Here is a 23,819-nt window from a genome sequence, read left to right on the forward strand (position 1 = left end):
TTTTTGTCCGGCCAATATCAACCATGAAGATGCCGCGTCGGACGAAAAAAAACCCATCGGCACCGAGCAAGCTCGGGCCGATGGGTTTTTTAGTTGGCTGCTGTGATTACAGCGAAACGCGCAGGCCCAGGTAGTAGCGGCGGCCGATGGCGTCGTAGGTCGACGCATCGGTCTCGGTACCGGTGGAGCTGCCTGGCAGGCCGCTGATGATCGGTGCCGGCTTGGCGTCAAACGCGTTGTTGATACCGAAGTAAACCTGCATCGACTTCTTCGCTTCCTTCTTGATGTCGTAGGTGAACTGGAAGTCGTTGTAGGTCTTCGAACCAACGCCCACCGTGCCCGGTGCGATGCTCAGGCTCTTCAGGAACTGGTCGTCCAGCGCCACAGGACCGGTATAGGTTGCGGTCCAGGTCGCGCCGAAGCTGCCCCATTTGTATGCCGTGTTCAGCACTGCCTTGTTGCGCGGAGCGTTGATGTTGTTGGCGGTGATTTCGCCGACATCGTCGTTGCGCGGGGTCAAGGAAGGATTAGCCTTGTCTTCCGGGATGTCCCGGCGCCAGAATTGACGCAGATAGGTGTAGGCCAATTGCGCGCTCAGGCGGCCAGGACCGACCTTGTCCGCCCACGACACGGTCATGTCGATGCCTTCGGTACCCATGCCGCCGCTGTTGGTGACGGCGGTATCGCTGTACTTGATGGAGCCGGCGCTCAGGTTGCCCGTTTGCACAGGACGGCGGGTGATGAATTTGCAGAACACCTGGTTGTTCTGGTTGTAGCACTGGTCCAGCGCATACTGGCGATCGGTGCCGACGATGGCGTCCGCGATATTGATTTTGAAGTAGTCCGCCGTGAAGGTGACCTTGTTCAACAGTGGAATCGAACGCGGCGTGACGACGATGCCGATCGTGGTCGAACGGCCTTTTTCAGCTTTCAGGTCCGGATTGCCGGTGTTGTAGCCGCTGATGCCCTGCTGGTCGGGCTGGCCCAGCGTGAAGATGCCGCCGTGTGCCGCCATGTTGGCCGCCACGCCAGGCGCGTTCTTGCAGTTGGTCGCCAGCGCCGTGCCGGCCGACGAGGATACGCCTTCGCATGGATCGACCAGGCCGTTCGGGAAGTCCTGGCTAGGCGCCTGGTACAGCTCGTTGATGTTAGGCGCGCGGGTCGATTGCGCGCGGGTCGCGCGGATCTTGAAGTCCGAGGTCACCGCCCATTCGCCGCCGGCGTTCCAGCTGTTGGTGCTGCCCACGGTCGAGTAGTCGCCGTGACGGAAGGTGCCCAGGAAACTCACGTCCTTGGCGAACGGCTTGTCTTTCAGCAGCGGGATGCGGGTTTCGACGAACGCTTCACGCACCTGGAACTTGCCGTAGGTCGGTGGCGTCGCGTTGCCGGCGTTCAGGCCGGCCTGGGTCAGTGGATCTGGAACCGAGCTCGACTCCTCGCTGCGCCATTCGAAACCGGCCGCCAGGCCGACTTTGCCGGCTGGCAGTTCGAACAGGTCGCCGCTGACCGATGCGCCGGCCAGTTTCTGGGTCACGGCGGTCAGCAGCGAGCCCGGCGCGGTCACGTATTTCAGCGCTTCCGGCGTCACGGTGTTGAAACCGAAGATATTGATCGGCACGCAGCCTTCGGCCACCGCGTTGGCGTCGCTGCAGACCGGGGCGCCGCCGGCTACGCCGGGGATCGCGCTCAGCGCGTTGCGCAGGTTGGGGATGTTGACCTGGCCGGTGGAGCTCTGCGCTTCCTTGGTTTTGCCGTAGGTGACGTAGGTCTCGTAGTTCCAATCCTTGACCGTGCCTTTCAGGCCGGTGGAAATGCGGAAGGTGTCGCGGTCGACGTCGGAGTGGCGCGCGCCGAACTCGGACAGACGGCGGGTGAAGAAGTAATCCGGGATGCCGTCGCCGTCGGTGTCGCTGATGCGGTCGTACAGGTATTGCGGCACCAGCGGGTTCTTGACCAGCTGGCCTTTGACCATGGCGCCGGCCGGCACCTGGCCGCCGCTGCCTTTGAAGACCGAGTCCGAACCGAGCGGGAAGGCTTCGATATTGCTCGAGGCCTTGGTCGATGCGTACGTGCCCTCGAAGAAGGCGCTGTGGTTGTCGTTGAAGGCGTGGGTGCCGTTCAGTGCAAAGAGGTAGCGCTCGGTCGGTACGGCGATGGTGCGCAGGGCGGAGCGGTTGTAGCCGGTCGCGCCGACGCCGTTGACGCCGTTGGTGCTCCACGGGATGACATTGCCGTTCTTGTCGTAGGTGAAGTCTTCGGAGTCGCCGTAGAAGTGGCCTTGCGGCGCGTAACCCGAAAAGTTCGGCGATTTCGGAATGAAGGCCAGTTCAGGGTGGCCTTTGGTGATGGCCGAGGTCTGGTCTTGCGACGAGCGCTCGCGGTCTTTGGAGAACACCGCGCCTTGCTTCGAGTAGCCGAAGTGGCCCATGATGTTGCTGGCGCCGTCGGCGCTGGTGGTGCCGAAGGTCAGCGCCAGTTTTTTCTTGAGGTCGTCGCCTTTGCTGCTGCGGCCGGACTGGCCATCGATCAGCACGCCGTCGAAGTTTTTCTTCAGGATGATGTTGACCACGCCGGCCACCGCATCCGAACCGTAGGTCGCCGAAGCGCCGCCGGTCAGCATCTCAACACGTTCGATGAAGTCGGTCGGGATGGTGTTCAAGTCGACCGAGGTGCTGCCGGGCACGCCGGAAACGAAGCGGCGGCCGTTGACCAGCACCAGGGTGCGCGAATCGCCCAGGTTACGCAGGTTGACGGTCGAAACGCCGGCGCCCGAGGTCAGGAAGTTCGAGTTGGTGCGGCTCAGCGTCGGCGTGCCCAGCGTTGGGTTCTTTTGCAGCAGTTCCTGCAAGTTGACGGCGCCCGAGGCGGCGATATCGGCCGAAGTCAGGATTTGCAGCGGCGACGGCGATTCGGCGCCGGGCGCCGAAATACGCGAACCAGTAATTTGTACTTTCTGCACCGGCTCCGTAGAGGCATCCTGGGCGTGGGCAGCTTGTAAGCCGAGCGCCAGTCCGCCCACGCAGATCATGCGTACAGAACGGGACAACGTTGTTTCCTTGATCATTACCAACTCCTCCATTTTTCATTAGCATTGCAACTTGCCGGAAAAACATTTTTTCCGATCTGCTAATGTATTGGGTCGATGGTATATTTGTAAACATAAAATGACAAAATAATCAAAAAAGTAACGTTGCTGTTCTTTTTATGCTACAAGGTGATGCGCAAGCCCAGGTAATAGCGCCGGCCGATCGCGTCGTAGGTCGAGGTATCGGTCTCGGTGCCGGTCTGGTTGCCGGGCAGGCCGCTGATGATGGGCGGCGCCTTGGCGTTGAACGCGTTGTCGACGCCCAGGTACAGCTGCAGGTATTTCTTCACGTCATAGGTGAACTGGAAATCGTTGTAGGTGCGCGAACCCACGCCCACCGTGCCCGGCGCGATGCTCAAGCTCTTCAGGAACTGGTCGTCCAGCGACACCGGGCCGGTGTAGGTGGCGCTCCAGTTGATGCCGGCCGGTCCCCATTTGTAGGCGAGGTTGAGCCCGGCCCGGTTGCGCGGCGCGTTGGTGTTGGCCGCCGTGACCTCGCCGACGTCGCTGTTCTTGTCCGCCTCCGGCGTCGCCTTCTGCCACAGCTGGCGCAGCCAGGTCCAGGCCAGGCGGGCGCTCAGGTTGCCGGGGCCGACCTTGTCCGACCACGAGGCCGTGACGTCGACGCCCTCGGTGCCGAAGCCGCCGCTGTTGGTGGAGGCGATGTTGCTGTACTGGATGGAGCCGGAACTCAGGTTGCCGACGGCGGCGGGGCGGCGCGTGATGAAGCTGCAAAACGCCTGGTTGTTCTGGTTATAGCATTGATCCAGCGCATATTGGCGGTCGGTGCTGACGATGGCGTCGGCGATCTTGATGGTGAAATAGTCGAGCGTAAAGGTGAAGCGGCGCAGCATCGGCACCGAGCGCGGCGTCACCACCAGGCCTATCGTGGTCGAGCGGCCTTTTTCCGCCTTGAGATTGGGATTGCCGCTGTTGTAGCCGCTGATGCCCTGCTGGTCGGCCTGATTCAGCGTGAAGATGCCGCCATGTGCCGCCATATTGGCGGCAACTCCCGGGGCATTGCGGCAATTGACGGCCAGCGCGCTGGTCCCGGACGACGCCACGCCCTCGCAGGGATCGACCAGTCCGGTCGGGAAATCCTGGCTGGGCGCCTGGAACAGTTCGTTGATATTGGGCGCCCGGGTCGATTGCGCGCGCGTGCCGCGCAGCTTGAAGTCGGAAGTGACGCCCCATTCCAGGCCGGCGTTCCAGCTGTTGGTGCTGCCGACGGTGGAGTAATCGCCGTGGCGCACCGTGCCGAGGAAGCTCAGCTCGCGGGCGAACGGCCGCTCCTTGAGCAGCGGCACCCTGGTTTCGACAAACACTTCGCGCACCAGGAAGTTGCCGAAAGTGGGGGGCAGGGCGTTGCCGGCGTTCAGGCCGGACTGGGTCAGCGGGTCGGGAATCGCGCTGGAAGCCTCGCTGCGCCACTCGAAGCCGGCGGCGATGCCGATGCGGCCGGCGGCCAGGCCGGGCACCTCGCCGGTGACCGAGCCGCCCACCAGCTTCTGCGTGATCGCGGTTTCCAGCGAGCCGGGCGCGGTCACGTATTTGAGCGCGGCCGGGGTGATGCTGTTGTAGCCGAAGATGTTGATCGGCACGCAACCCTCGGCCGCCGCATGCACGTCGCGGCACACCGGCGCGCCGTCGGGACTGGGAATCGCCTCCAGCGCATTGCGCAAGCTCATCACATTGACCTGGCCGGTGGAATTTTGCGCTTCCTTGGTCTTGCCGTAGGCCAGGTAGGCTTCATAGCCCCAGTCGCGGACCGTGCCCTTCAGGCCGGTGGCCAGGCGGAAGGTGTCGCGGTCGGCCGTCGAGTGGCGCGGGCCGAACTCGGCCAGGCGGCGGGTGAAGAAGTAATCCGGCACGCCGTCGCCGTCGATGTCGCTGATGCGGTCATACAGGTACTGCGGCACCAGCGGATTCTTGACCAGCACGCCGTTGACGAGGGTGGCGGCCGGCACCTGGCCGCTGGGCTTGTACACCTGGTCCGAGCCCAGGGCGAACGGTTCGATGTTGGCATCGACCTTGGACGAGGCATACGTGCCCTCGAAAAACGCGCTGTGGCTGTCGTTGAACGCCCAGTTGCCGTTGGTGGCGAACAGGTAGCGCTCGGTCGGCACGGCGATCAGGCGGTAGGCCGAACGGTTGAAACCGGTGGCGCCGGCGCCGCTGCCGGCCGCGCCATTTTGATTCCAGGGGATAATGTTGTTGTTTGCATCATAGGTGAAATCTTCGCTGTCGCCGAAGAAATGGCCCTGCGGCGCGTAGCCGGAAAAGTTGGGCCGCTTGACCGCGAACGCCAGTTCCGGGTGGCCCTGGGTGATGGCCGAGGTCTGGTCGACGGCCGAGGCCGGCCGGTCGCGCGAGTACACCGCGCCCTGTTTCGAGTAGCCGAAATGGCCCATGACATTGCTGGCGCCGTCGGCGCTGGTGGTGCCGAAAGTCAGCGCCAGTTTCTTTTTGAAGTCGTCGCCTTCGCTGCTGCGGCCGGTTTGCGCGTCGAGCAGTACCCCGCTAAAGTTTTTCTTCAAGATAATATTGACCACGCCGGCCACGGCATCCGAGCCATAAGTGGCGGAGGCGCCGCCGGTTAATAATTCCACCCGGTCGATAAAATCCGTGGGAATAGTGTTGAGGTCAACCGCAGTATCTCCAGGCACGCCGGAAACAAAACGGCGGCCATTCATTAATACCAGGGTGCGTGAATCGCCGAGGTTTCTGAGATTAACCGTGGAAACGCCGGCGCTCGATGTCTGGAAATTCGAATTGGCGCGGCTGATGGTCGGCGTCCCCATCGTCGGATTCTTCTGTAATAAATCCTGCAGATTGGTGGCGCCGGACGCGGCAATATCAACCGAGTTTAATATCTGCAATGGCGAGGGCGATTCCGCCGCCGGCGAGGCAATACGGGAGCCGGTTATCAGCACCTTCTGCATGGGCTCGGCAGTTTCCTGGCCCAGCGCGGTTTGCGTGCCGAATGCCAGGCCGCTGATGCACAGCAGGCGAATTGAGCGGGCGATCGTGGTTTCATTGTTCTTCATTATCCGACTCCTAGGGTGTGCCACGGTTATTTTGGAATGTCACCGCTGATAGACTGACTAGGCTGCCGAAGAGTTCCCCCGACCGTAAGCTCGTTTCTGGCGTTTACACGCCAATTTTTGGCATGATTCCAGAATGAAGGCGAAAAAAAACCGGGACATCGTCCCGGTTGTTGCGCTCCGCTACTGCTTTTATTTGCTTTTATTTGTAGATGCCGGAGCCGACCAACATGTCGTCGACCTTTTCAATATAACCGGACTTGGCTTCCACCGCTTTCGTGACCGGATTCGGCCATTTGAAATCCACCCAGCCCTTGCCCTTGGATTTGGCGAGCTCGACCATTTCTTTAATCATTGGTTTTCCTTCGTTATCCTTGAGGGTAATCAAAGGTTTGCCAACCATTTTAGGATTATTACCATGGGCCAAAGCGATGCCATTTAAATCGTACACATATATATACAGATCGCGGTCATGGAAATTCGTATTGGCCGGATCGGAAATCGCGGCGAAAGCTTTTTCCTTGCCATCGGATTTAATCAGGGCAACCGCTTTCTTTACCATGGCGACCGCTTCGTCAGGCGTTCCCTTGTCGGCGGCCACAGCGGTCGATGACATTGCAAACATGCTCAAGCTTAACGCTGCGGCACCGAATAATGCTTTCATATCATTTCTCCTTTGAATAAAACTGCGATGGCGCTGGGCGCTCTGCTGTTGTGGTTTTCAATATTACTGTAGTTGACGAGTTTAAATCACAACAGCGGCAATTTAACAAAGGAGTCGTTGTTATATGGCAACATTGTCTTCAAAGATAGTACGCCATAACTCGGTGACCTGGGCCGCGTGGACCGCCACCAATTGCCGATCGACGCGCGCCAGGTCCTGGCCTTGCAGGCGCAGCTGGTGTTGTAACTTGCGCAACTGGCGATAGGCGTCGCCGACCCGCGCCGCCAGGCCGGCGTCGATCAATCCCAGCTCGCCGCACATTTTTAAAAGTGCAATGTTGCCGTAATTGGCGGTCAATTGCGGGTAGGCCGCGGCGTGCTGCAAGACCAGGAACTGGACGATGAACTCGATATCGATCATGCCGCCCGGATCCTGTTTCAGGTCGAACAGCTCGCTGTGATTCGGCTTGGCGTCGACCATACGTTTCCGCATTGCAATGACTTCCTGCTTCAGCGGACCGTCGGCCGGACGCTCCTTGCGCAGCACCGCCTCGCGGATTTCCTCGAAGCGCAGGCCGATCGCCGCGTCGCCGGCGCAGAAGCGGGCGCGGGTCAGCGCCTGGTGCTCCCAGATCCAGGCCGAGCTGCTCTGGTATTTCTCGAACGCCGACACGCTCGACACCAGCATGCCGCTGGCGCCGTCCGGGCGCAGCGCGGTATCGATGTCGAACAGGATGCCGGCCGAGGTGTGCGATGTCATCCAGGTAATAAACCGCTGCGCCAGCTTGGCGTACTGGGCCGGCGCCTCCTGGTCGTTGTCGTCGTACAGGAAGATCACGTCCAGGTCGGACACATAACCCAGCTCCTTGCCGCCCAGCTTGCCGTAGGCGATCACCGCGAACTGCGGCACCTCGCGGTGGCGCGTGGCCACCATCTGCCAGATCGCCTTGATGGCGGCGGCGACGATGGTGTCGGCCAGCGCCGACAGGTGGTCGGCCAGCTTTTCCACCGTCAGGTCGCCGGCCAGGTCCTGCGCCAGCAGGTGGAACAGCTGGGCGTGGTGGATCTCGCGCAGGATATCCATCTGCCGCTCGGTGTCGCCGGGCGCCGAGGCCAGTTGGATTTCCAGGTCGGCCGCCAGCGCCACCGGGTCGAACACGGCGTTGCGGACGCGGTCGTCCAGCAGCTCGTCCAGCAGGATGGGGTGCTGGCTGAGGAATTGCGCGGCCCAGCCGCTGGCGTGCACCATGCGGATCACCCGCGCCAGCGTGTGCGGATACTCGGTCAGCAGCGACAGATAGGCCGAGCGGCGCGCGATTGCCTCCAGGAAATCCAGCAACCGGCCCAGCGTGGCCTGCTGGTTGCCGCCGCTCGACTCCAGCGAACACTGCACGATCAGCGGCAGCGCCGCGTTGACCAGTCCCAGCAGGCGGTTGCGGCTGGCTTCCGGCAGCGATTGCAGGCGCGGCGCCTGCCAGGTCGCGATCAGGCGCTTGGCCGCGCCCTCGGGATCGTCGAAACCCAGGGCGGTAAAGCGCGACACCATGGCTTCGCGGTTGTCGGGATCGGCGCACTCGTTGCTGGACTGCGGATTGATATCGTTGTCGCTGCCGCTGGTCTTGTCCGAGAACATTTCATCGAACTGGCCGGCGACGAACTGGCGGTGGGCTTCGATCTGGGTCAGCAGGGTGGCGGTGTCGGCCAGGCCCATCATCTGCGCCACCAGCAGGCGGTCGGCGTCGTTGGCCGGCAGGGTGTGGGTCTGGGCGTCGTCCAGGTATTGCAGGCGATGCTCCAGGTTGCGCAGGAAGGTGTAGGAAGCCAGCAGTTGATAGACGATGGCGTGACTTAATAAGCCCTTCTCGGCGATGATGCGCAGCGTGGTGCGGGTCGAACGGTCGCGCAGGGCGGCGTCGCGGCCGCCCCGTATCAGCTGGAACACCTGTGCCAGGAACTCGATTTCGCGGATGCCGCCACGGCCCAGTTTGACGTTGTTGCTGCGGTCAGGGTGCAGCCGCTCCTGGCGGTTGACCTCGGCACGGATCTGCGCGTGCATATTGCGGATGGCGTCGATCACGCCGAAATCCAGGTAGCGGCGGAACACGAACGGCCGCACGATGGCGTCCAGCGCGGCGATGTCCTCGGCGCGGCCGGTCACGGCGCGCGCCTTGACCCAGGCGTAGCGCTCCCACTCGCGGCCCTGGACGATCAGGTATTGCTCCACCATGCTCAGGCTGGCGGCCAGCGGACCCGAGCCGCCGTTCGGCCGCAAAGCCATATCGACCCGGAACGTGTAGCCATCTTCCGTTATCTCCGACAAAGCAGCGATCAGTTTCTTGCCCAGCCGGATGAAGAACTCGTGGTTGGACAGGCTGCGCTGGCCCGGCCCGGCGGCGGTGTCGCCATCTTCCGGGTAGACGAAGATCAGGTCGATGTCGGACGAGACGTTCAGTTCGCCGCCGCCTTGCTTGCCCATGCCGAGCACGATCAGTTCCTGCGGCAGGCCGGAATCGCGGCCGATCGGCGTGCCGTGCGCCGCCGTCATTTCGGCGTAAACCTCGTGCATATGCTGCTGGATGGCGAAATCGGCGAAGCGGGTCATGGCTTCGACCACCTCGGCCAGGTTGGCCTTGCCTTCGAGGTCGCGGCGGATCAGCACGCATACCAGCAGGTTGCGCAGCCGGCGCATGGCGCGCGGCAACGGCAGCGGCGGGGCGCCGGCGGGCACGTTGGCGGCTTCTTTTGCTAAATAATCAGCAAGATTGATCTGGGCAAGCGATAATTGCGCTAAATCATCAGCCTTGGCGGCGCGGTCGGGAGCGGCGGCCAGCCAGCGCTGGTAAAAACGTGACGCGGTTGGTGCAATCATTGGCAACGTGTTTCCTGAAACAAGTTAGTCGGTAACAGCATGTAAAACCGGTGCAGACCCGTCCTGAGTGGCGCTGGTAGGTACAGGTGATGCGGTAGAATTGCTGCGCAGGCATAAAAGCTTGAAACCGAGTTTAGCGATTTATTTGACGCATGGCCTGATTTATTAGCTTATTGATGCAAAAACCAGAAGAGGAGACTGTGACAGGCGAGGGGCCTTTGGCCGCGCGCTGGCACCGGCTGCGTGCTGCCTATCGCATCTGTAATCTTGCCAGCCATCATGTGCTGGGCTTCACGCTGAAGCTGTTCCTGCTGCTGTATTTCGCCTTCGCCATCCTGTTCCTGACGCTGCGCTACGTGGTGCTGCCGAATATCGACCACTACAAGGGCGATATCGAGCGCCTGGCCAGCGGCGCGGTCGGCAACCGCGTCACCATTTCCCGCATCTATGCTTCGTGGACCGGCCTGCGTCCCAACCTGTTCCTGGGCGACGTGGTGCTGCACGACCAGCAGGGCCAGCAGGCATTGACCCTGCCAAGCGTGTCGGCCACCCTGTCGTGGTGGAGCGTGCTGGCCGGCGCCGTGCGCTTCGAATCGCTGGAGCTGGTGCGCCCCGAACTCGAGGTGCGGCGCGAAGCCGACGGCCGCCTGCTGGTGGCCGGCATCTACATCGACCCGCACAAGCCGAGCGACGGCCGGGGCGCCGACTGGCTGCTGTCGCAGCGCGAGATCGTCATCCGCGAAGGCCGCCTGCAATGGACCGACCTGCAGCGCAACGCGCCGCCGCTGGCGCTGGACGGCGTCAGCATCCTGCTGCGCAACCAGTGGCTGCACCACCAGCTGGCGCTGAAGGCGACGCCGCCGGCCACGCTGGCGGCGCCGCTCGACCTGCGCGCCGATTTCAGCCATCCGGCCTTCGGCGCGCGCGTCTCCAACCTGTCGATGTGGAAGGGTGAGCTGTACGCCGACGTGCGCGGCACCGACCTGCTGGCATGGAAGCCCTGGCTGGACTTTCCGTTCGAGCTCAACAGCGGGGGCGGTTCGCTGCGCGCCTGGGTCGGCATCGACCAGTCGCGCGTGACCGGTTTTACCGCCGATGTCGGCCTGCGCGACGTTTCCGCCGTGCTCGGCAAGGAGTTGCCGCTGCTGGACCTGCGCCAGCTGAGCGGCCGCATCGCCGCCCGCGAGGAAATGTCCGCCACCGCGCCGCTGGTCAAGAAGGGCGCCGTGCGGCCGCGCTTCGGCGCGCTGGGCCACAGCGTCGAGCTGACCAACCTGACCTTGACTACCAGCGACGGCCTGCTGATGGCGCCGACCTCGCTGTCCGAACACTACACCGTCGCCAGCGGCGCCAAGCCGGAGCGCTATGAAATCCGCGCCCGCCAGCTGGACCTGCAAACCATGGCCGGCCTGGCCGAGCGCCTGCCGCTGACCGAGCACCAGCGCAAGCTGCTGGCCGATTTCGCGCCGCGCGGCCTGCTGCAGAACTTTTCCGCCGAATGGCAGGGCGCCTATCCGGCCTTGCAGTCCTACCGCGTCAAGGGCGACCTGGTCGGCCTCGGCCTGAAGCCGCAGCCGCCGCGCCCGGCGCAGGCCAAGACCGCCAAGTCGCCGGCCATCGCCGCCTTGCCCGCCATTCCCGGCTTCGACAACCTGACCGGCGCCATCGACGCCACCGAGAAGGGCGGCAGCTTCAGCCTGGCCTCGACCCAACTGGTGCTGCAGATGCCGGACTACTTCAGCGAAGCGTCCATGCCGTTCGACCGCCTGAACCTGAAGGCGCGCTGGTCGTTCGAGCCGGACAACCAGCTGCTGTTCCAGATCGACAGCATGGACTTCCTGCAGAACGGACTGAGCGGCACGCTGCAAGGTTCGCACAAGATGCCGCTGGGCGGCAAAGGCGCCGGCAATGTCGACCTGACCGGCACGCTGAACGGCTTCCAGTTGAACCGCATCGACAACTACCTGCCGATGCAGACCCCGCACGACCTGCGCGCCTGGCTGACCGGCGCGCTCGAAGGCGGCGTCGCCAGCGACGTCACGCTGCGCCTGCGCGGCGACCTGGCGCACTTCCCCTTCCACGGCGACGGCGGCGCCGACAAGGCGCGCGGCGAATTCCGCGTGGCCGGCAAGCTGACCGAGGGCAAGCTGAATTATTCGCCCAGCCATTTCCTGCACGACGGCAAGGACTTGGGCAAGGACGGCAAGCCGCTGCCGCTGTGGCCGCAGGCCGAGCATATCAAGGGCAGCTTCGTGTTCGAGCGCGCCCGCATGGAGATCCGCGGCGACACCGCCACCACCGCCGGCGTCGCGCTGTCCGGCGTGAAGGCGGTGATCCCCGACCTGATGATCCACGATTCGATGCTGGAAATCGACGGCAACGCCGCCGGTCCGATGCAGGAATTCCTCAAGTACATGAGCATCAGCCCGGTACTGGAATGGATCTCGCACTTCACCGACGAAACCCAGGCCAACGGCAACGCCAGGCTGGCGTTGAGCCTGCGCCTGCCGCTGTCGCACCTGATCGACGCCAAGGTGCAGGGCGCGCTGCAACTGGCAAACAACGACATCACGCTGATGAACGACTTGCCGCCGGTGCAGGCCTCGCAGGGCAAGATCGAGTTCAACGAGCACGGCGTCAACCTGAACCAGTTGTCGGGCAACTTCCTGGGCGGACCGGTCAGCATCACCGGCGGCAGCCAGAAGGACAACGCCATCGTCGTCAAGCTGGCCGGCGCGATGACGGCCGAGGGCTTCCGCAAGACCTATCCGATGCCGGCCATGCAGCGCCTGTCCAGCCACTTCTCGGGCGGCACGCGCTACACCGGCACGGTCACGGCGCGCGATCACCAGGTGGTGGTGGCGGTGGACTCCACGCTGAGCGGCCTCGGCATCGAACTGCCGGCGCCGGTCAAAAAGGCCGCGCCGGACGCGCTGCCGGTGCGCTTCGTGCTCACCAGCGCGCTGACGCCGGACGCCGCCGGCGCCGTGCATGACGAGATGCGCATCGCCCTCGGCGGCAATATCAACGCGCGCTACCAGCGCCAGAAAATCGGCAAGACGCCGTGGAAGCTGGTGCGCGGTGGCATCGGCGTCAACGTGCCGGCGCCGGAGCCGGACAGCGGCATGGCCTTCAACATCAGCCTGCGCGCGCTGAACGTCGACTCGTGGCTGGACTTCGGCAGCGAGATCGCCGGCAAGGCCGAAGCGTCCGCCGGGCCCGATGCCGCCGACGCGGCCGATGTGGCCCAATACGTGATGCCGGACACCATCGCGGCGCGTGCCAGCGAACTGGTGATCGGCGACCGCAAACTGGACAACGTGGTGGTCGGCGTCAGCCGGCAGAAATCGGTGTGGCAGGCCAGCGTCGACTCCAGCCAGGCCAACGGTTATGTGACCTGGAGCGAACCTTCCACCGGCCAGGGCCTGGGCAAGGTGACGGCGCGCCTGTCGTCGCTGGTGATACCCGAGTCGGCCTCGAAGGATGTGCAGGATCTGCTGGACGGCAAGAGCGCGGCCGCCACCATCCCGGCGCTGGACGTGGTGGTCGATCGCTTCGAACTGTTCAACAAGCAGCTGGGCCGGCTGGAACTGCAAGCGAGCAACGCGCAGTTGCCGAACGCGCGCGAATGGCGGATCGGCAAGCTGTCGCTGGCCAATCCGGACGGCGAACTCAAGGGCACCGGCAAATGGGTCACCCGCGACGGCGCCCACACCACCAGCCTGAACTTCAACCTCGACATCGCCGACGCCGGCAAGCTGCTGGACCGCTTCGGCTTTGTCGGCACGCTGCGCAACGGCAAGGGCACGCTCAACGGCGACATCTCCTGGAAGGGCCTGCCGTATTCGCTGGACCTGCCCAGCCTGTCCGGCGACATCAAGCTGAACGTGGAGAAGGGCCAGTTCCTGAAGCAGGATCCGGGTGCCGCCAAGCTGCTCGGCGTGTTGAGCCTGCAAGCCTTGCCGCGCCTGCTCAAACTGGATTTCCACGACGTCTTCTCGGAAGGCCTGGCCTTCGACGGCATCACCGCCAACGCCGCCATCAACCGCGGCATCGCCAAGACCGACAACTTGAAAATGCACGGCGTGGCCGCCACGGTGCTGATGGACGGCACCGCCGACATCGCCAACGAAACCACCAACCTGCATGTGGTGGTGATACCGGAAGTGAATCTGGGCACGGCGCCGCTGGTGTACGCGCTGGCCGTCAACCCGGTCATCGGCCTGGGCAGCTTCCTGGCGCAACTGTTCCTGAGCGCGCCGGTGATGAAGGCCTTGACCTATCATATGCAGGTCACCGGGCCGTGGAAGGCGCCGGTGGTGACCAAGCTCGATGCCTCCAAAGTGGAACCGCCCGCCAAGGGCGCGCAGTGATCAACTCGTTGAACGGGACAGCCATGAATACAGTCGCCGCAGTACAAATGATTTCCTCGCCGTCCGTGACGGAAAATATCGCCACCGCGCGCCGCCTGGTCAAGCAGGCCGCCGAGGCCGGCGCCACCCTGGTGCTGCTGCCGGAATACTGGGCCATCATGGGCTTGCAGGACAGCGACAAGGTCGCCGTCGCCGAGCCGCTGGGCCAGGGACCGATCCAGGACTTCATGTCCGCGCTGGCGCGCGAGCTGGAGATCTGGCTGATCGGCGGCACCTTGCCGTTGGCCTCCGACGATCCGGAAAAAGTCATCAACACCACGCTGGTCTACAACCCGCAGGGTGAACACGTGGGCCGCTACGACAAGATCCACCTGTTCGGCTTCACCAAGGGTACCGAGTCGTACAACGAATCGAAGACCATCGTGCCGGGCCTACATGTCGGCGTGTTCGAGGCGCCGTTCGGCAAGGTCGGCATGTCGGTCTGCTACGACCTGCGCTTCCCCGAGCTGTACCGCGCCATGGGGCCGGTGTCGCTGATCGTCGTGCCGGCCGCGTTCACCTACACCACCGGCCACGCGCACTGGGAAATCCTGCTGCGCGCGCGCGCCATCGAAAACCAGTGCTATGTGCTGGCGGCGGCGCAGGGCGGCAACCATCCGAACGGCCGCCGCACCTGGGGCCACAGCATGCTGATCGACCCGTGGGGCGCGGTCAAGAGCGTGCTGGCCGAGGGCGAGGGCGTGGTCCACGGCGACATCGACCTGATGTTCATGGACAGCGTGCGCCAGAGCCTGCCGGCGCTCAAGCACCGGACGATGTGAACTCCGCTACAATTGCAACACACCACTAGAAGACACCATCATGAAGCCATTTGAACCGAATCTGTCCACCCTTGCCGTTGCGCGCGACATCCTGCTGACGCCGTTCGGGCTGGACGAAGCCAAGCTGCTCAAGACATTGGGCTCGATGTTCACCCACAAGGTCGACTACGCCGACCTGTATTTCCAGTTCACCAAGAACGAAGGCTGGAGCCTGGAAGAGGGCATCGTCAAGACCGGCAGTTTCTCGATCGACCAGGGCGTCGGCGTGCGCGCCGTGTCGGGCGACAAGACCGCCTTCGCTTATTCGGACGATATTTCGGAAGCGGCCCTGATGGATGCGGCCTCGGCCACGCGCACCATCGCCCGCGCCGGCGCCGGCAAGATCAAGGTGGCCAGCGCGATGACGCCGACCGGCGGCCGCTCGCTGTACCTGCCCAACGATCCGCTGGCTTCGCTCGACGCGACCGCCAAGGTCAAGCTGCTGGAGCGCATCGAAAAGATGGCGCGCGCCAAGGACCCGCGCGTGGTGCAGGTGATGGCCAGCCTGGCCGGCGAGTACGATGTGGTGCTGGTGGTGCGCAGCGACGGCGTGCTGGCGGCCGACATCCGCCCGCTGGTGCGCGTGTCGCTGACGGTGATCGTCGAGCAGAACGGCCGGCGCGAGATGGGTTCGTCCGGCGGCGGCGGCCGCTACGACTACGGCTACTTCAGCGACGCGCTGCTGGAAGAATACGCGGCCGACGCCGTCAAATCGGCGGTGGTCAACCTGGACGCGCGTCCGGCGCCGGCCGGTCCGATGACCGTCGTGCTGGGACCGGGCTGGCCCGGCATCCTGCTGCACGAGGCGATCGGCCACGGTCTCGAGGGCGACTTCAACCGCAAGGGTTCGTCGACCTTCTCCGGCATGATCGGCCAGCGCGTCGCCGCCAAGGGCGTGACGGTGGTGGACGACGGCACGCTGGCCGACCGCCGCGGCTCGCTCAACATCGACGATGAGGGCAACCCGACCCAGTGCACCACGCTGATCGAGGACGGCATCCTGAAAGGCTACATCCAGGACACCATGAACGCGCGTCTGATGAAGATGCCGGTGACCGGCAACGCCCGCCGCGAATCGTTCGCCCACCTGCCGATGCCGCGCATGACCAACACCTATATGCTGGGCGGCGACAAGGACCCGGCGGAGATTTTGGCGTCGGTGAAGAACGGCCTGTACGCGGTCAACTTCGGCGGCGGCCAGGTCGACATCACCAACGGCAAGTTCGTGTTCTCGGCCAGCGAGGCCTACATGATCGAGGACGGCAAGGTGACCTATCCGGTCAAGGGCGCCACCCTGATCGGCAACGGTCCGGAAGTGCTGAACCGGGTCTCCATGATCGGCAACGACATGCGCCTCGATCCGGGCGTGGGCGTGTGCGGCAAGGAAGGCCAGAGCGTGCCGGTGGGCGTCGGCCAGCCGACCTTGCGCATCGACGGCGTGACCGTCGGCGGCACGGCTTAAAACTTCGGGCGGTGAGGCATTAGCTTATAGCCATAAACTACTTGCCAAGCCGTTAGCAATAGCGTTATAGTCATTCCAATACTTTCGGAACACCATCATGACCCGCTTCTTCTTTACCACCTACTTTTACTTTAGCGATTCCAACCTCGAGGCGGTGGAGTAGCGGCCGGTGCACGTAGAAGCAAAGACGAGTTCCTGCAAATTCCTAAAAAACCGCCTCTCGAGGCGGTTTTTTTTTACCCTGACTTTTAGATTCATTACCTGGAGAACAGCATGCCCCGTACCGATGATTTGCGCATCCGCGAAATGAAGGAATTGACGCCGCCGTCCCATCTGATCCGCGAATTCGCCTGCACCGAAAACGCCGAGCAGACCGTGGCCGACGCCCGCATTGCGCTGCACCGCATCCTGCACGGCCAGGACGACCGTCTGATGGTGGTGGTCGGCCCGTGCTCGATCCACGACCCCAAGGCGGCGATGGAATACGCGCGCCGCCTGGTGCTGCTGCGCCGCGAACTGGCGGGCGACCTCGAGATCGTGATGCGCGTCTACTTCGAAAAACCGCGCACCACGGTCGGCTGGAAGGGCATGATCAACGACCCGTACATGGACAGCAGCTTCCGCATCAACGACGGCCTGCGCATGGCGCGCGAATTGCTGCGCGACATCAACGAGCTGGGCTTGCCGGCCGGCACCGAATACCTGGACGTGATCAGCCCGCAATACATCGCCGACCTGATCAGCTGGGGCGCGATCGGCGCCCGCACCACCGAGTCGCAGGTGCACCGCGAGCTGGCTTCCGGCCTGTCGTGCCCGGTCGGCTTCAAGAACGGCACCGACGGCAACGTCAAGATCGCGGTCGAGGCGATCAAGGCGGCTTCGCAGCCGCACCACTTCCTGTCGGTGACCAAGGGCGGCCACTCGGCCATCGTGTCCACCAACGGCAACGAGGATTGCCACATCATCCTGCGCGGCGGCAAGGCCCCGAACTACGACGCCGCCAGCGTCGACGAAGCCTGCAAGGCGATCGCGGCCCAGGGCCTGGCGGCGCGCCTGATGATCGACGCCTCGCACGCCAACAGCTCCAAGAAGCCGGAGAACCAGGTGCCGGTGTGCGCCGACATCGGCCGCCAGGTGGCGGGCGGCGACAACCGCATCGTCGGCGTGATGGTCGAATCGCATCTGGTGGCGGGCCGCCAGGATCTGGTGCCGGGCAAGGAACTGACTTACGGCCAGTCCGTCACCGACGGCTGCATCGACTGGGACAGCAGCGTGCAAGTGCTGCACGGCCTGGCCGCCGCCGTGCGCCAGCGCCGTCTCGCCACCCAGGCGGCGGAGTCTGCGTCCAAGTAACAAAACGTCGCGCCGTTACACTCAAGATACAAAGGGACCCAATCGCCATATGGGTCCCTTTGTTTTTGCGGATCGCTATCAATAGTGTTGTAAGAACCCCGCATGCGTCACGAGTTCGATTGACGTTAGCTTCCGTACATGTTTTTATACTAAGCATGGATGGTGTCGTCGAACACCTTCCTACGTTACCCACCCGTCCTGTTGTCTGCGCGACCTGTTGCCACCTCGGCAGCGGGCGTTGGATCGGTGTATTCAAAAATAATATCGGAGGTAAGTCATGATTCAAGAAAGAGTGTTGTCGCGTTCCTTGCGATTGATGTTTTCGGGCGGCGCCATCGCCGGCTTCGGTTTGCTGGCGCTGCCGGCCATCGCGCAAGATGCCGCAACCGACAAGCAGCCCATCCAGCGGGTCGAGATCACCGGCTCGGCGATCAAGCGCATCGCCAAGGAGGGCGCGCTGCCGGTGCAGGTGCTGACCGCGGCCGACATCAAGCAGAGCGGCGCCACCTCCGCGACCGACCTGATCCAGATGCTGCCGTCGATGCAGGGCTTCGTGCCGGCGTCCAGCTCGGTCAACGGCGGCGGCGCCGGCGTCACCACGGCGGCGCTGCACTCGCTGCCGTCGAAGTACACGCTGGTGCTGCTGGACGGCCAGCGCCTGGCGCCCAGCCTGCTCGGCACAGGGCAGGGCGGCGGCTACGCCGTCAACATCGAGAGCATACCGCTGGAGGCGGTGGAGCGGGTCGAGATCCTCGGCGACGGCGCCTCGGCGCTGTACGGCTCGGACGCGATTGCCGGCGTGGTCAACTTCATCCTGAAAAAGAACATGACCAAGGGCGAGGCTTACGCCACCTACGGCCAGCCGCGCAAGTCCGGCGGGCGCTGGTCCAGCGCCGGCCTGACCAAGGGCTGGGGCGATCTCGACACCGACAAATTCAATATCCTGTTTTCCTACAGCCATGACGAGCAACAGCGCCTGACGGCCTTGCAGCGCCCCTTCTCGGCGCAGGGGGCTTTCTTCAAGTTCGGCAGCGGCGGCAAGCAGTACTGGTTCGACCAGCGCACCGGCAATACCGAACCGGCCAACATCACCTTCAATGTGCGTCCGCGCGGTTCGGCCAGCACGGTCGAGACCAGCGGCGTGGCGATCAATCCCTACCTGGCCGCCAACGGCAATTGCGGCGGCCCGCTGGCCGGCCCGCTGGGCACGCAGTGCCGCTTCAACTACGGCGCCACCGTCGAGGACGTGCCCGGCTCGCGGCGCGACAGCGGCCTGTTGAAAGGCACCTGGCAGCTCAACGACGACACCAAACTGTGGGGCGAACTGGTGCTGTCGAGCTATTCGATGACCGCCCAGTACGCGCCGTCGGCGCAGCCGATGGGCGTCAATTCCACCGACCGCTTCCCGCAGCTGTACCAGCGCTACATCCAGCCCTACCTGGACGCCAACAACCTGGAGAACCCGACCGGCGACGGCACGCTGGGCTACCGCTCGGTGCTGATCGGCGGCCGCGCCGACGAGTACATCACCGACGCCCGCCACTTCGCCGTCGGCGTCGACGGCAACGCCTGGGGCTGGAGCTACAACGCCAGCCTGATCCTGTCGGAAAACAAGATCAAGGACAACGCGGCAGGCGGCTACTCGGACTTCGACAAGCTCAACGCGCTGGTGGCGTCGGGCGTCTACGATCCGGTGATGGGCACCGGCGCCGACCAGTTGCGCGGCGCGCTGGTCAACGGCACCACCTTCTCGACCAACACCTCCAAGCTGAACACGCTGCACGCGGGCGCGCAGCATGACCTGTTCAACTTGCCGGGCGGCACCTCCATCATCTCCTTGGGCGGGGACTATTCCAAGACGCACTACCAGATCGCCTACCACCCGACCATCCTGGCCAATTCCGGCTACGCCAGCCAGCCGGCGTCGGCCAACTACCCGGTGGGCGGCAACTACGGCCAGGTGCCGTTCGACGCCCGCCGCGACAACTGGGGCATCTACAGCGAGGTGCTGCTGCCGTTGGCGAAGACGTTTGAAGCGACCGTTTCCGGCCGCTACGACAGCTACGACAAGACCCACAGCGACTTCATCTTCGCCAAGCTGGCCGACGCCAGCGGCCTGCGGCCGCAGCTGGCGTCCGGCGAAGTGGGCAACTCCTTCAGCGCCGGCACCTACAAGGTCAGCGCGCGCTGGACGCCGGTCGAGACGCTGCTGCTGCGCGCCGCCTACGGCACCGGCTTCAAGACGCCCAACATCAGCGACATCGCCGGCGCGCCGACCTTCTACGGCAGCACCGCCGGCAGCTATGCCTGTCCGTTCCCCGGATCGCCCGGCTGCCAGGTGGGCCAGGCGCAGTACGACTTGCTGACCGGCCCGAACGGCGCCAGCGGCAGCGAAGGCCTGCAACCGGAAAAATCCAAGCAATGGACCTTGGGCGGCCGCATCGAAGCGCTGGGCGGCCTGTCGCTGGGGCTGGACTTGTGGAATGTGCAGATCCGCAACCAGGTGCTGTCGGCCGGCGTACCGGAGCAGGTCGGCTTCGCCAATCCGCAGCAGTACCAGCGCCTGTTCGTCAATCCGTATCCGGATCCGGCCGGCTACACGACGATCGGCTACCTGCAGGCGCCGATCAACGGCGGCGTGGCCAACTACCGCGGCGTGGACTGGGACTTCAGCTACCGCAACAAGTCGCCGTTCGGCGACTGGAAGGCGGCCTGGACCGGCACGTATATGATCAAGCAGAACTACACCACCCAGGCCGGCGGCGACATCAATTCCAACCTCGGCCGCTTCGGACCGGACAATGGGGTGGTGTTCCGCGTGCAAAGCAACCTGGCGCTGAGCCTGACCAACGGCAAGCTGACCAACACCCTGACGGCGCACTACAAATCGGGCTATCACGACCAGGCTTATCCGCTGGACACGGCCATCTTCGCGGTCAACCCGGACGGCAGCGTGGGCGATTCGGTGGCCTTCGGCGGCTTGTGGACGCCGTCGTACACCACCGTCGACTGGCAGGGCAAGTATGACTTCGGCCGCTTCACGTTGACCGGCGGCATCAAGAACCTGTTCGACCGCAATCCGCCGCTGACCTTGCAGAACGCCGGCGGCGGCAACCAGCTGGGCTACGACGGCCGCTACACCGATCCGGCCGGACGCTCGTTCTACCTCACGGGCAACTACAAGTTCTAGGCGCCCAAAAGAAAGTGGCGATGCGCCGGCCGGAGCCGGGGCATCGCCACTGGGGCGTGCTGCTTAAACTAGCTTAGAAGGTGTAGCTGGCGCGGGCGTACAGTGCGCGGCCGACCGGATCCGTGTAGCGTGGATCGTAGCCCTTCTGGAACAGCGTACCCTGGTTCGAGAACGGCGGTTCCTTGTCCAGCAAGTTCTTCACGCCGGCGGTCAGGCTGACGCCCTTGAAGCCGGTGTAGGTGCCCGACAGGTTCCACAGCGAGTAGGACGGCACCGAGTTCACGAACTGCGGCGCGATGTCCAGGTTCTGGTCTTTGTAGCCGGACTTGTACGATTGCGCCAGCGTCGCGCTCCAGGTGCCCAGACGCCAGTTCAGCGCGGCGTTGTGCTTCCAGCGGAACACCGGATTGTTGGCGGCGTAGCGGCCGACGTTCTGGATGAACGGACCGTCGCGCTCGTCCTGGTACTCATACTTGTGGACATAGGTGCCGTCCACGGTCAGCGTGAAGTTGCCGTAGGCGCTAGGGTTCGAACGCAGCGTCAGGCTCATGTCGACGCCGTCGGTGTTGACCTTGCCCAGGTTTTCCTTCAAGTCCAGGATCGCGAACGGCGAACCGTCCGGGTTGCGCAGGAAGCGCGCCTGATACTTGGCGTAGTCGCCGTAGATGGCCTCTTCCGGCAGCGCGTTGATCTTGTCCTTGAGCTTGATGTTCCAGTAGTCCAGGGCCAGCGTCGCTTGCTGGATAGGCTCAAGCACGATGCCCATCGAGAAGGTCTTCGATTTTTCCGGACGCAGATCCTGGTTGCCGCCTTGCAGCTTGAACTGTTGCAGGTCGCAGTCGCGCAGCGGGTTGGCGATCGGGTTGGTCGACAGCACGCCGCCCGGGCACAGGATAGGATCGTTGTACGAGTTGTTGGTGTCGTTCTTCGAGCGCGGCGCGTTTTTCTCGAACAGCGTCGGTGCGCGGAAGCCGGTCGAGGCCGAACCGCGCAGCAGTACCTGCTTGGTCGGCTGGTAGCGCACGCCCAGTTTCGGATTGGTGGTGCTGCCGACGTCGCTGTAGTCATCGTAGCGGGCGGCGAATTGCACTTCCAGGTCCTTGATCAGCGGCATGTTCAATTCGCCGAAGATCGCCTTGATGGTGCGGTCGCCGGCGGTCGACTGCGAACCCGACAGGCCGGAGCTGGCGGCCTGGCCGGCGATGTCGCGGTTGACGAAGAAGTCCGCCTCTTCGCGGCGCAGTTCGGCGCCCACGGCCACCGCCATCTTGCCGCCGGCCAGGTCCATCAGCTCGCGGCTGGCTTTGGCGTCGATGCCGGTATTGCGGGTTTTTCCGCTCTGTACCTTGCCGCGCAGCGCGGTGCTGTCGAGGTAGGTCTTGCCGGCCGCGTCCTGCAGGCCGAACGGGTTCAGGATGCCATTGGCGACGCCGGCGGCGAAACTATCGTCGCGCACATAGCCGCCGGTGAAGTATTCGGACGAGCGGCTTTCGGACAGCGTGAAGCCGGCCTTGTAGTCCCAGTCCTTGTACAGGCCTTCGGCGGCGATGCTCAGGCGGTCAGCCGCGCCCTTGGAGTTGATGGTGCGCTGGCCGGCTTCGGTCGGACGCCAGTTGACCGACAGCGGGTCGCCCGACAGGCCAGGCATGGCCGGCACGCCGCCCGAATTGCCCGGATAATATTTGCTCGACTTCGGCAGGATCAGGCCGGTTTGTGGCGGCGGCGCGGTGTGCGACACCACATCGTTTTCCGCGTGCAGGTACTCGATCGAGGCCTGGTGGTCGTTGTTGATCTTGAAGGTGGCCTTGCCGAAGAAGGCGGTCTGCTTTTGCGCCGGCAGATCGTCGATCAGGCGGGTGTAGTCCTCGCGGCAGGTGCCGTTGCTGGCGCGCGGCACCGACAGCGGCGCATCGCAGCCCTTGGCGAAGCCGGGGTTGCCGGTGGCGCCCGAGGTCGGATCGAAGTAGTTGCCCGGATAAGTGGTGCCGGAGGTCAGGTTCAGGCCGCGTTCAGGGATCACGCCGGTCTTGGAGAACTCGCGCTGCTGCGAGGTCAGGATGTCGAGCTTGTGGTAGTCGAACACGCCGAACACGTTGAAGCCATCGGCGTCCAGGTCGCCGTAGCCGGTCGACAGGTTGAGGCGGTGTTCATCGGCGCCGACCTTGCGTGGCGCGACCGCTTCGGCCGTGATGGTGGTGGTCTTGACCGAACGCTTGGTGATGAAGTTGATCACGCCGCCGATGGCGTCGGTACCGTAGATCGCCGAGGCGCCGTCGCGCAGCACTTCGACGCGTTCCAGGGCCGACACCGGAATGATGTTCAGGTCGACGCTGGCGCCGTCATACGGGTGGTTGGCGATGCGGCGGCCGTTCAGCAGCACCAGGGTCTTGTCGCCGCCCAGGCCGCGCAAGTCGGCGCTGGCCTGGCCGCCGGTCGGCAGGCCGCTGCTGTTGCCGCCGACCACGTTGCCGGAGCTGAAGCTCGAGCTGTTCGACGGAATGCGGTCCAGCACTTCCTGGGCCGTGGTCAAGCCTTGCTTGATGAAGTCGTCCGATTTGAACACGGTCAAGGGGTTGGCCGTTTCCGAGACCAGGCGCTTGATCGACGAACCCGTCACTTCGACGCGTTGCATAGGCTGGTCGGTGGTTTGGGCTTGCGCCAGTGGAGCAATCAGGCCCAGGCCCAGCAAGCCGCCGGTGCACACCAGACGCACAGATCGCGCCAATACTGTTTCAACCATCATTATTTCTCTCTCCCATTTGAAAACAATGAACACCAAGTAAGTACTGTCTTTTAGGTCTTATGCAAAGAACCAGATGTTCTTTGCTTCTTCATAAGAGCATCTGCCCGTCTTTACTGTCAACGAGCAAATGTTTGTGAATGTACAAAATTGCCGCGTCTTGGGGGAGAACAGTGCCGC

General features: G+C 63.9%; 10 protein-coding genes. 5 read left to right on the top strand and 5 right to left on the bottom strand.

Features of this window, described 5'->3' with window-relative positions; translation table 11 throughout:
* Positions 1-106: 106 nt before the first annotated feature.
* The 4 genes from V6M89_RS01515 to glnE all read right to left on the bottom strand — a co-directional run bounded on the left by V6M89_RS01515 (position 107) and on the right by glnE (position 9,661).
* Positions 107-3,064: a TonB-dependent receptor plug domain-containing protein gene (locus V6M89_RS01515; RefSeq protein ID WP_332851495.1), complete on the bottom strand. Its 2,958-nt coding sequence runs from the start codon at positions 3,062-3,064 to the stop codon at positions 107-109.
* 143 nt (positions 3,065-3,207) lie between these two features.
* A complete protein-coding gene (locus tag V6M89_RS01520; RefSeq protein WP_332851496.1) occupies positions 3,208-6,132 on the bottom strand; it encodes a TonB-dependent receptor domain-containing protein in 2,925 nt (974 codons plus the stop codon).
* 199 nt (positions 6,133-6,331) lie between these two features.
* On the bottom strand, positions 6,332-6,793 hold the full coding sequence (locus V6M89_RS01525) for a cache domain-containing protein (protein ID WP_332851497.1): 462 nt from the start codon (positions 6,791-6,793) through the stop codon (positions 6,332-6,334).
* A gap of 120 nt (positions 6,794-6,913) precedes the next feature.
* Positions 6,914-9,661 (bottom strand): bifunctional [glutamate--ammonia ligase]-adenylyl-L-tyrosine phosphorylase/[glutamate--ammonia-ligase] adenylyltransferase, encoded by a 2,748-nt coding sequence (glnE, locus tag V6M89_RS01530; protein WP_332851498.1) that lies wholly within the window; start codon positions 9,659-9,661, stop codon positions 6,914-6,916.
* A 176-nt stretch (positions 9,662-9,837) separates the two neighbouring features.
* On the opposite strand from glnE, the gene V6M89_RS01535 reads away from it, so the two are divergent.
* From V6M89_RS01535 to V6M89_RS01555, 5 genes are all read left to right on the top strand, one after another.
* The gene (locus tag V6M89_RS01535; RefSeq protein WP_332851499.1) at positions 9,838-14,034 is read left to right on the top strand and encodes a YhdP family protein; all 4,197 of its coding nucleotides are present in this window, start codon (positions 9,838-9,840) and stop codon (positions 14,032-14,034) included.
* Positions 14,035-14,057: 23 nt separating this feature from the next.
* Positions 14,058-14,855, top strand: a complete 798-nt coding sequence (locus V6M89_RS01540) for a carbon-nitrogen hydrolase family protein (RefSeq protein ID WP_332851500.1) — start codon at positions 14,058-14,060, stop codon at positions 14,853-14,855.
* Between the two features lie 40 nt (positions 14,856-14,895).
* Complete coding sequence (tldD, locus tag V6M89_RS01545; RefSeq protein ID WP_332851501.1) at positions 14,896-16,356, top strand: metalloprotease TldD; 1,461 nt, start codon at positions 14,896-14,898, stop codon at positions 16,354-16,356.
* A 273-nt stretch (positions 16,357-16,629) separates the two neighbouring features.
* Positions 16,630-17,709, top strand: coding sequence for a 3-deoxy-7-phosphoheptulonate synthase AroG (gene aroG, locus V6M89_RS01550; protein WP_332851502.1), 1,080 nt, complete (start codon positions 16,630-16,632; stop codon positions 17,707-17,709).
* A 277-nt stretch (positions 17,710-17,986) separates the two neighbouring features.
* Entirely contained in the window at positions 17,987-20,899 is a 2,913-nt protein-coding gene (locus V6M89_RS01555) for a TonB-dependent receptor domain-containing protein (protein WP_332851503.1), read from the top strand.
* Positions 20,900-20,972: 73 nt separating this feature from the next.
* On the opposite strand, the gene V6M89_RS01560 is transcribed toward V6M89_RS01555, so the two are convergent.
* Entirely contained in the window at positions 20,973-23,642 is a 2,670-nt protein-coding gene (locus V6M89_RS01560; protein WP_332851504.1) for a TonB-dependent receptor, read from the bottom strand.
* Between the last annotated feature and the right edge of the window lie 177 nt (positions 23,643-23,819).

The organism is Duganella sp. S19_KUP01_CR8, assembly GCF_036688705.1.
In the GTDB taxonomy this organism is placed as follows: Bacteria; Pseudomonadota; Gammaproteobacteria; order Burkholderiales; family Burkholderiaceae_D; genus Rugamonas.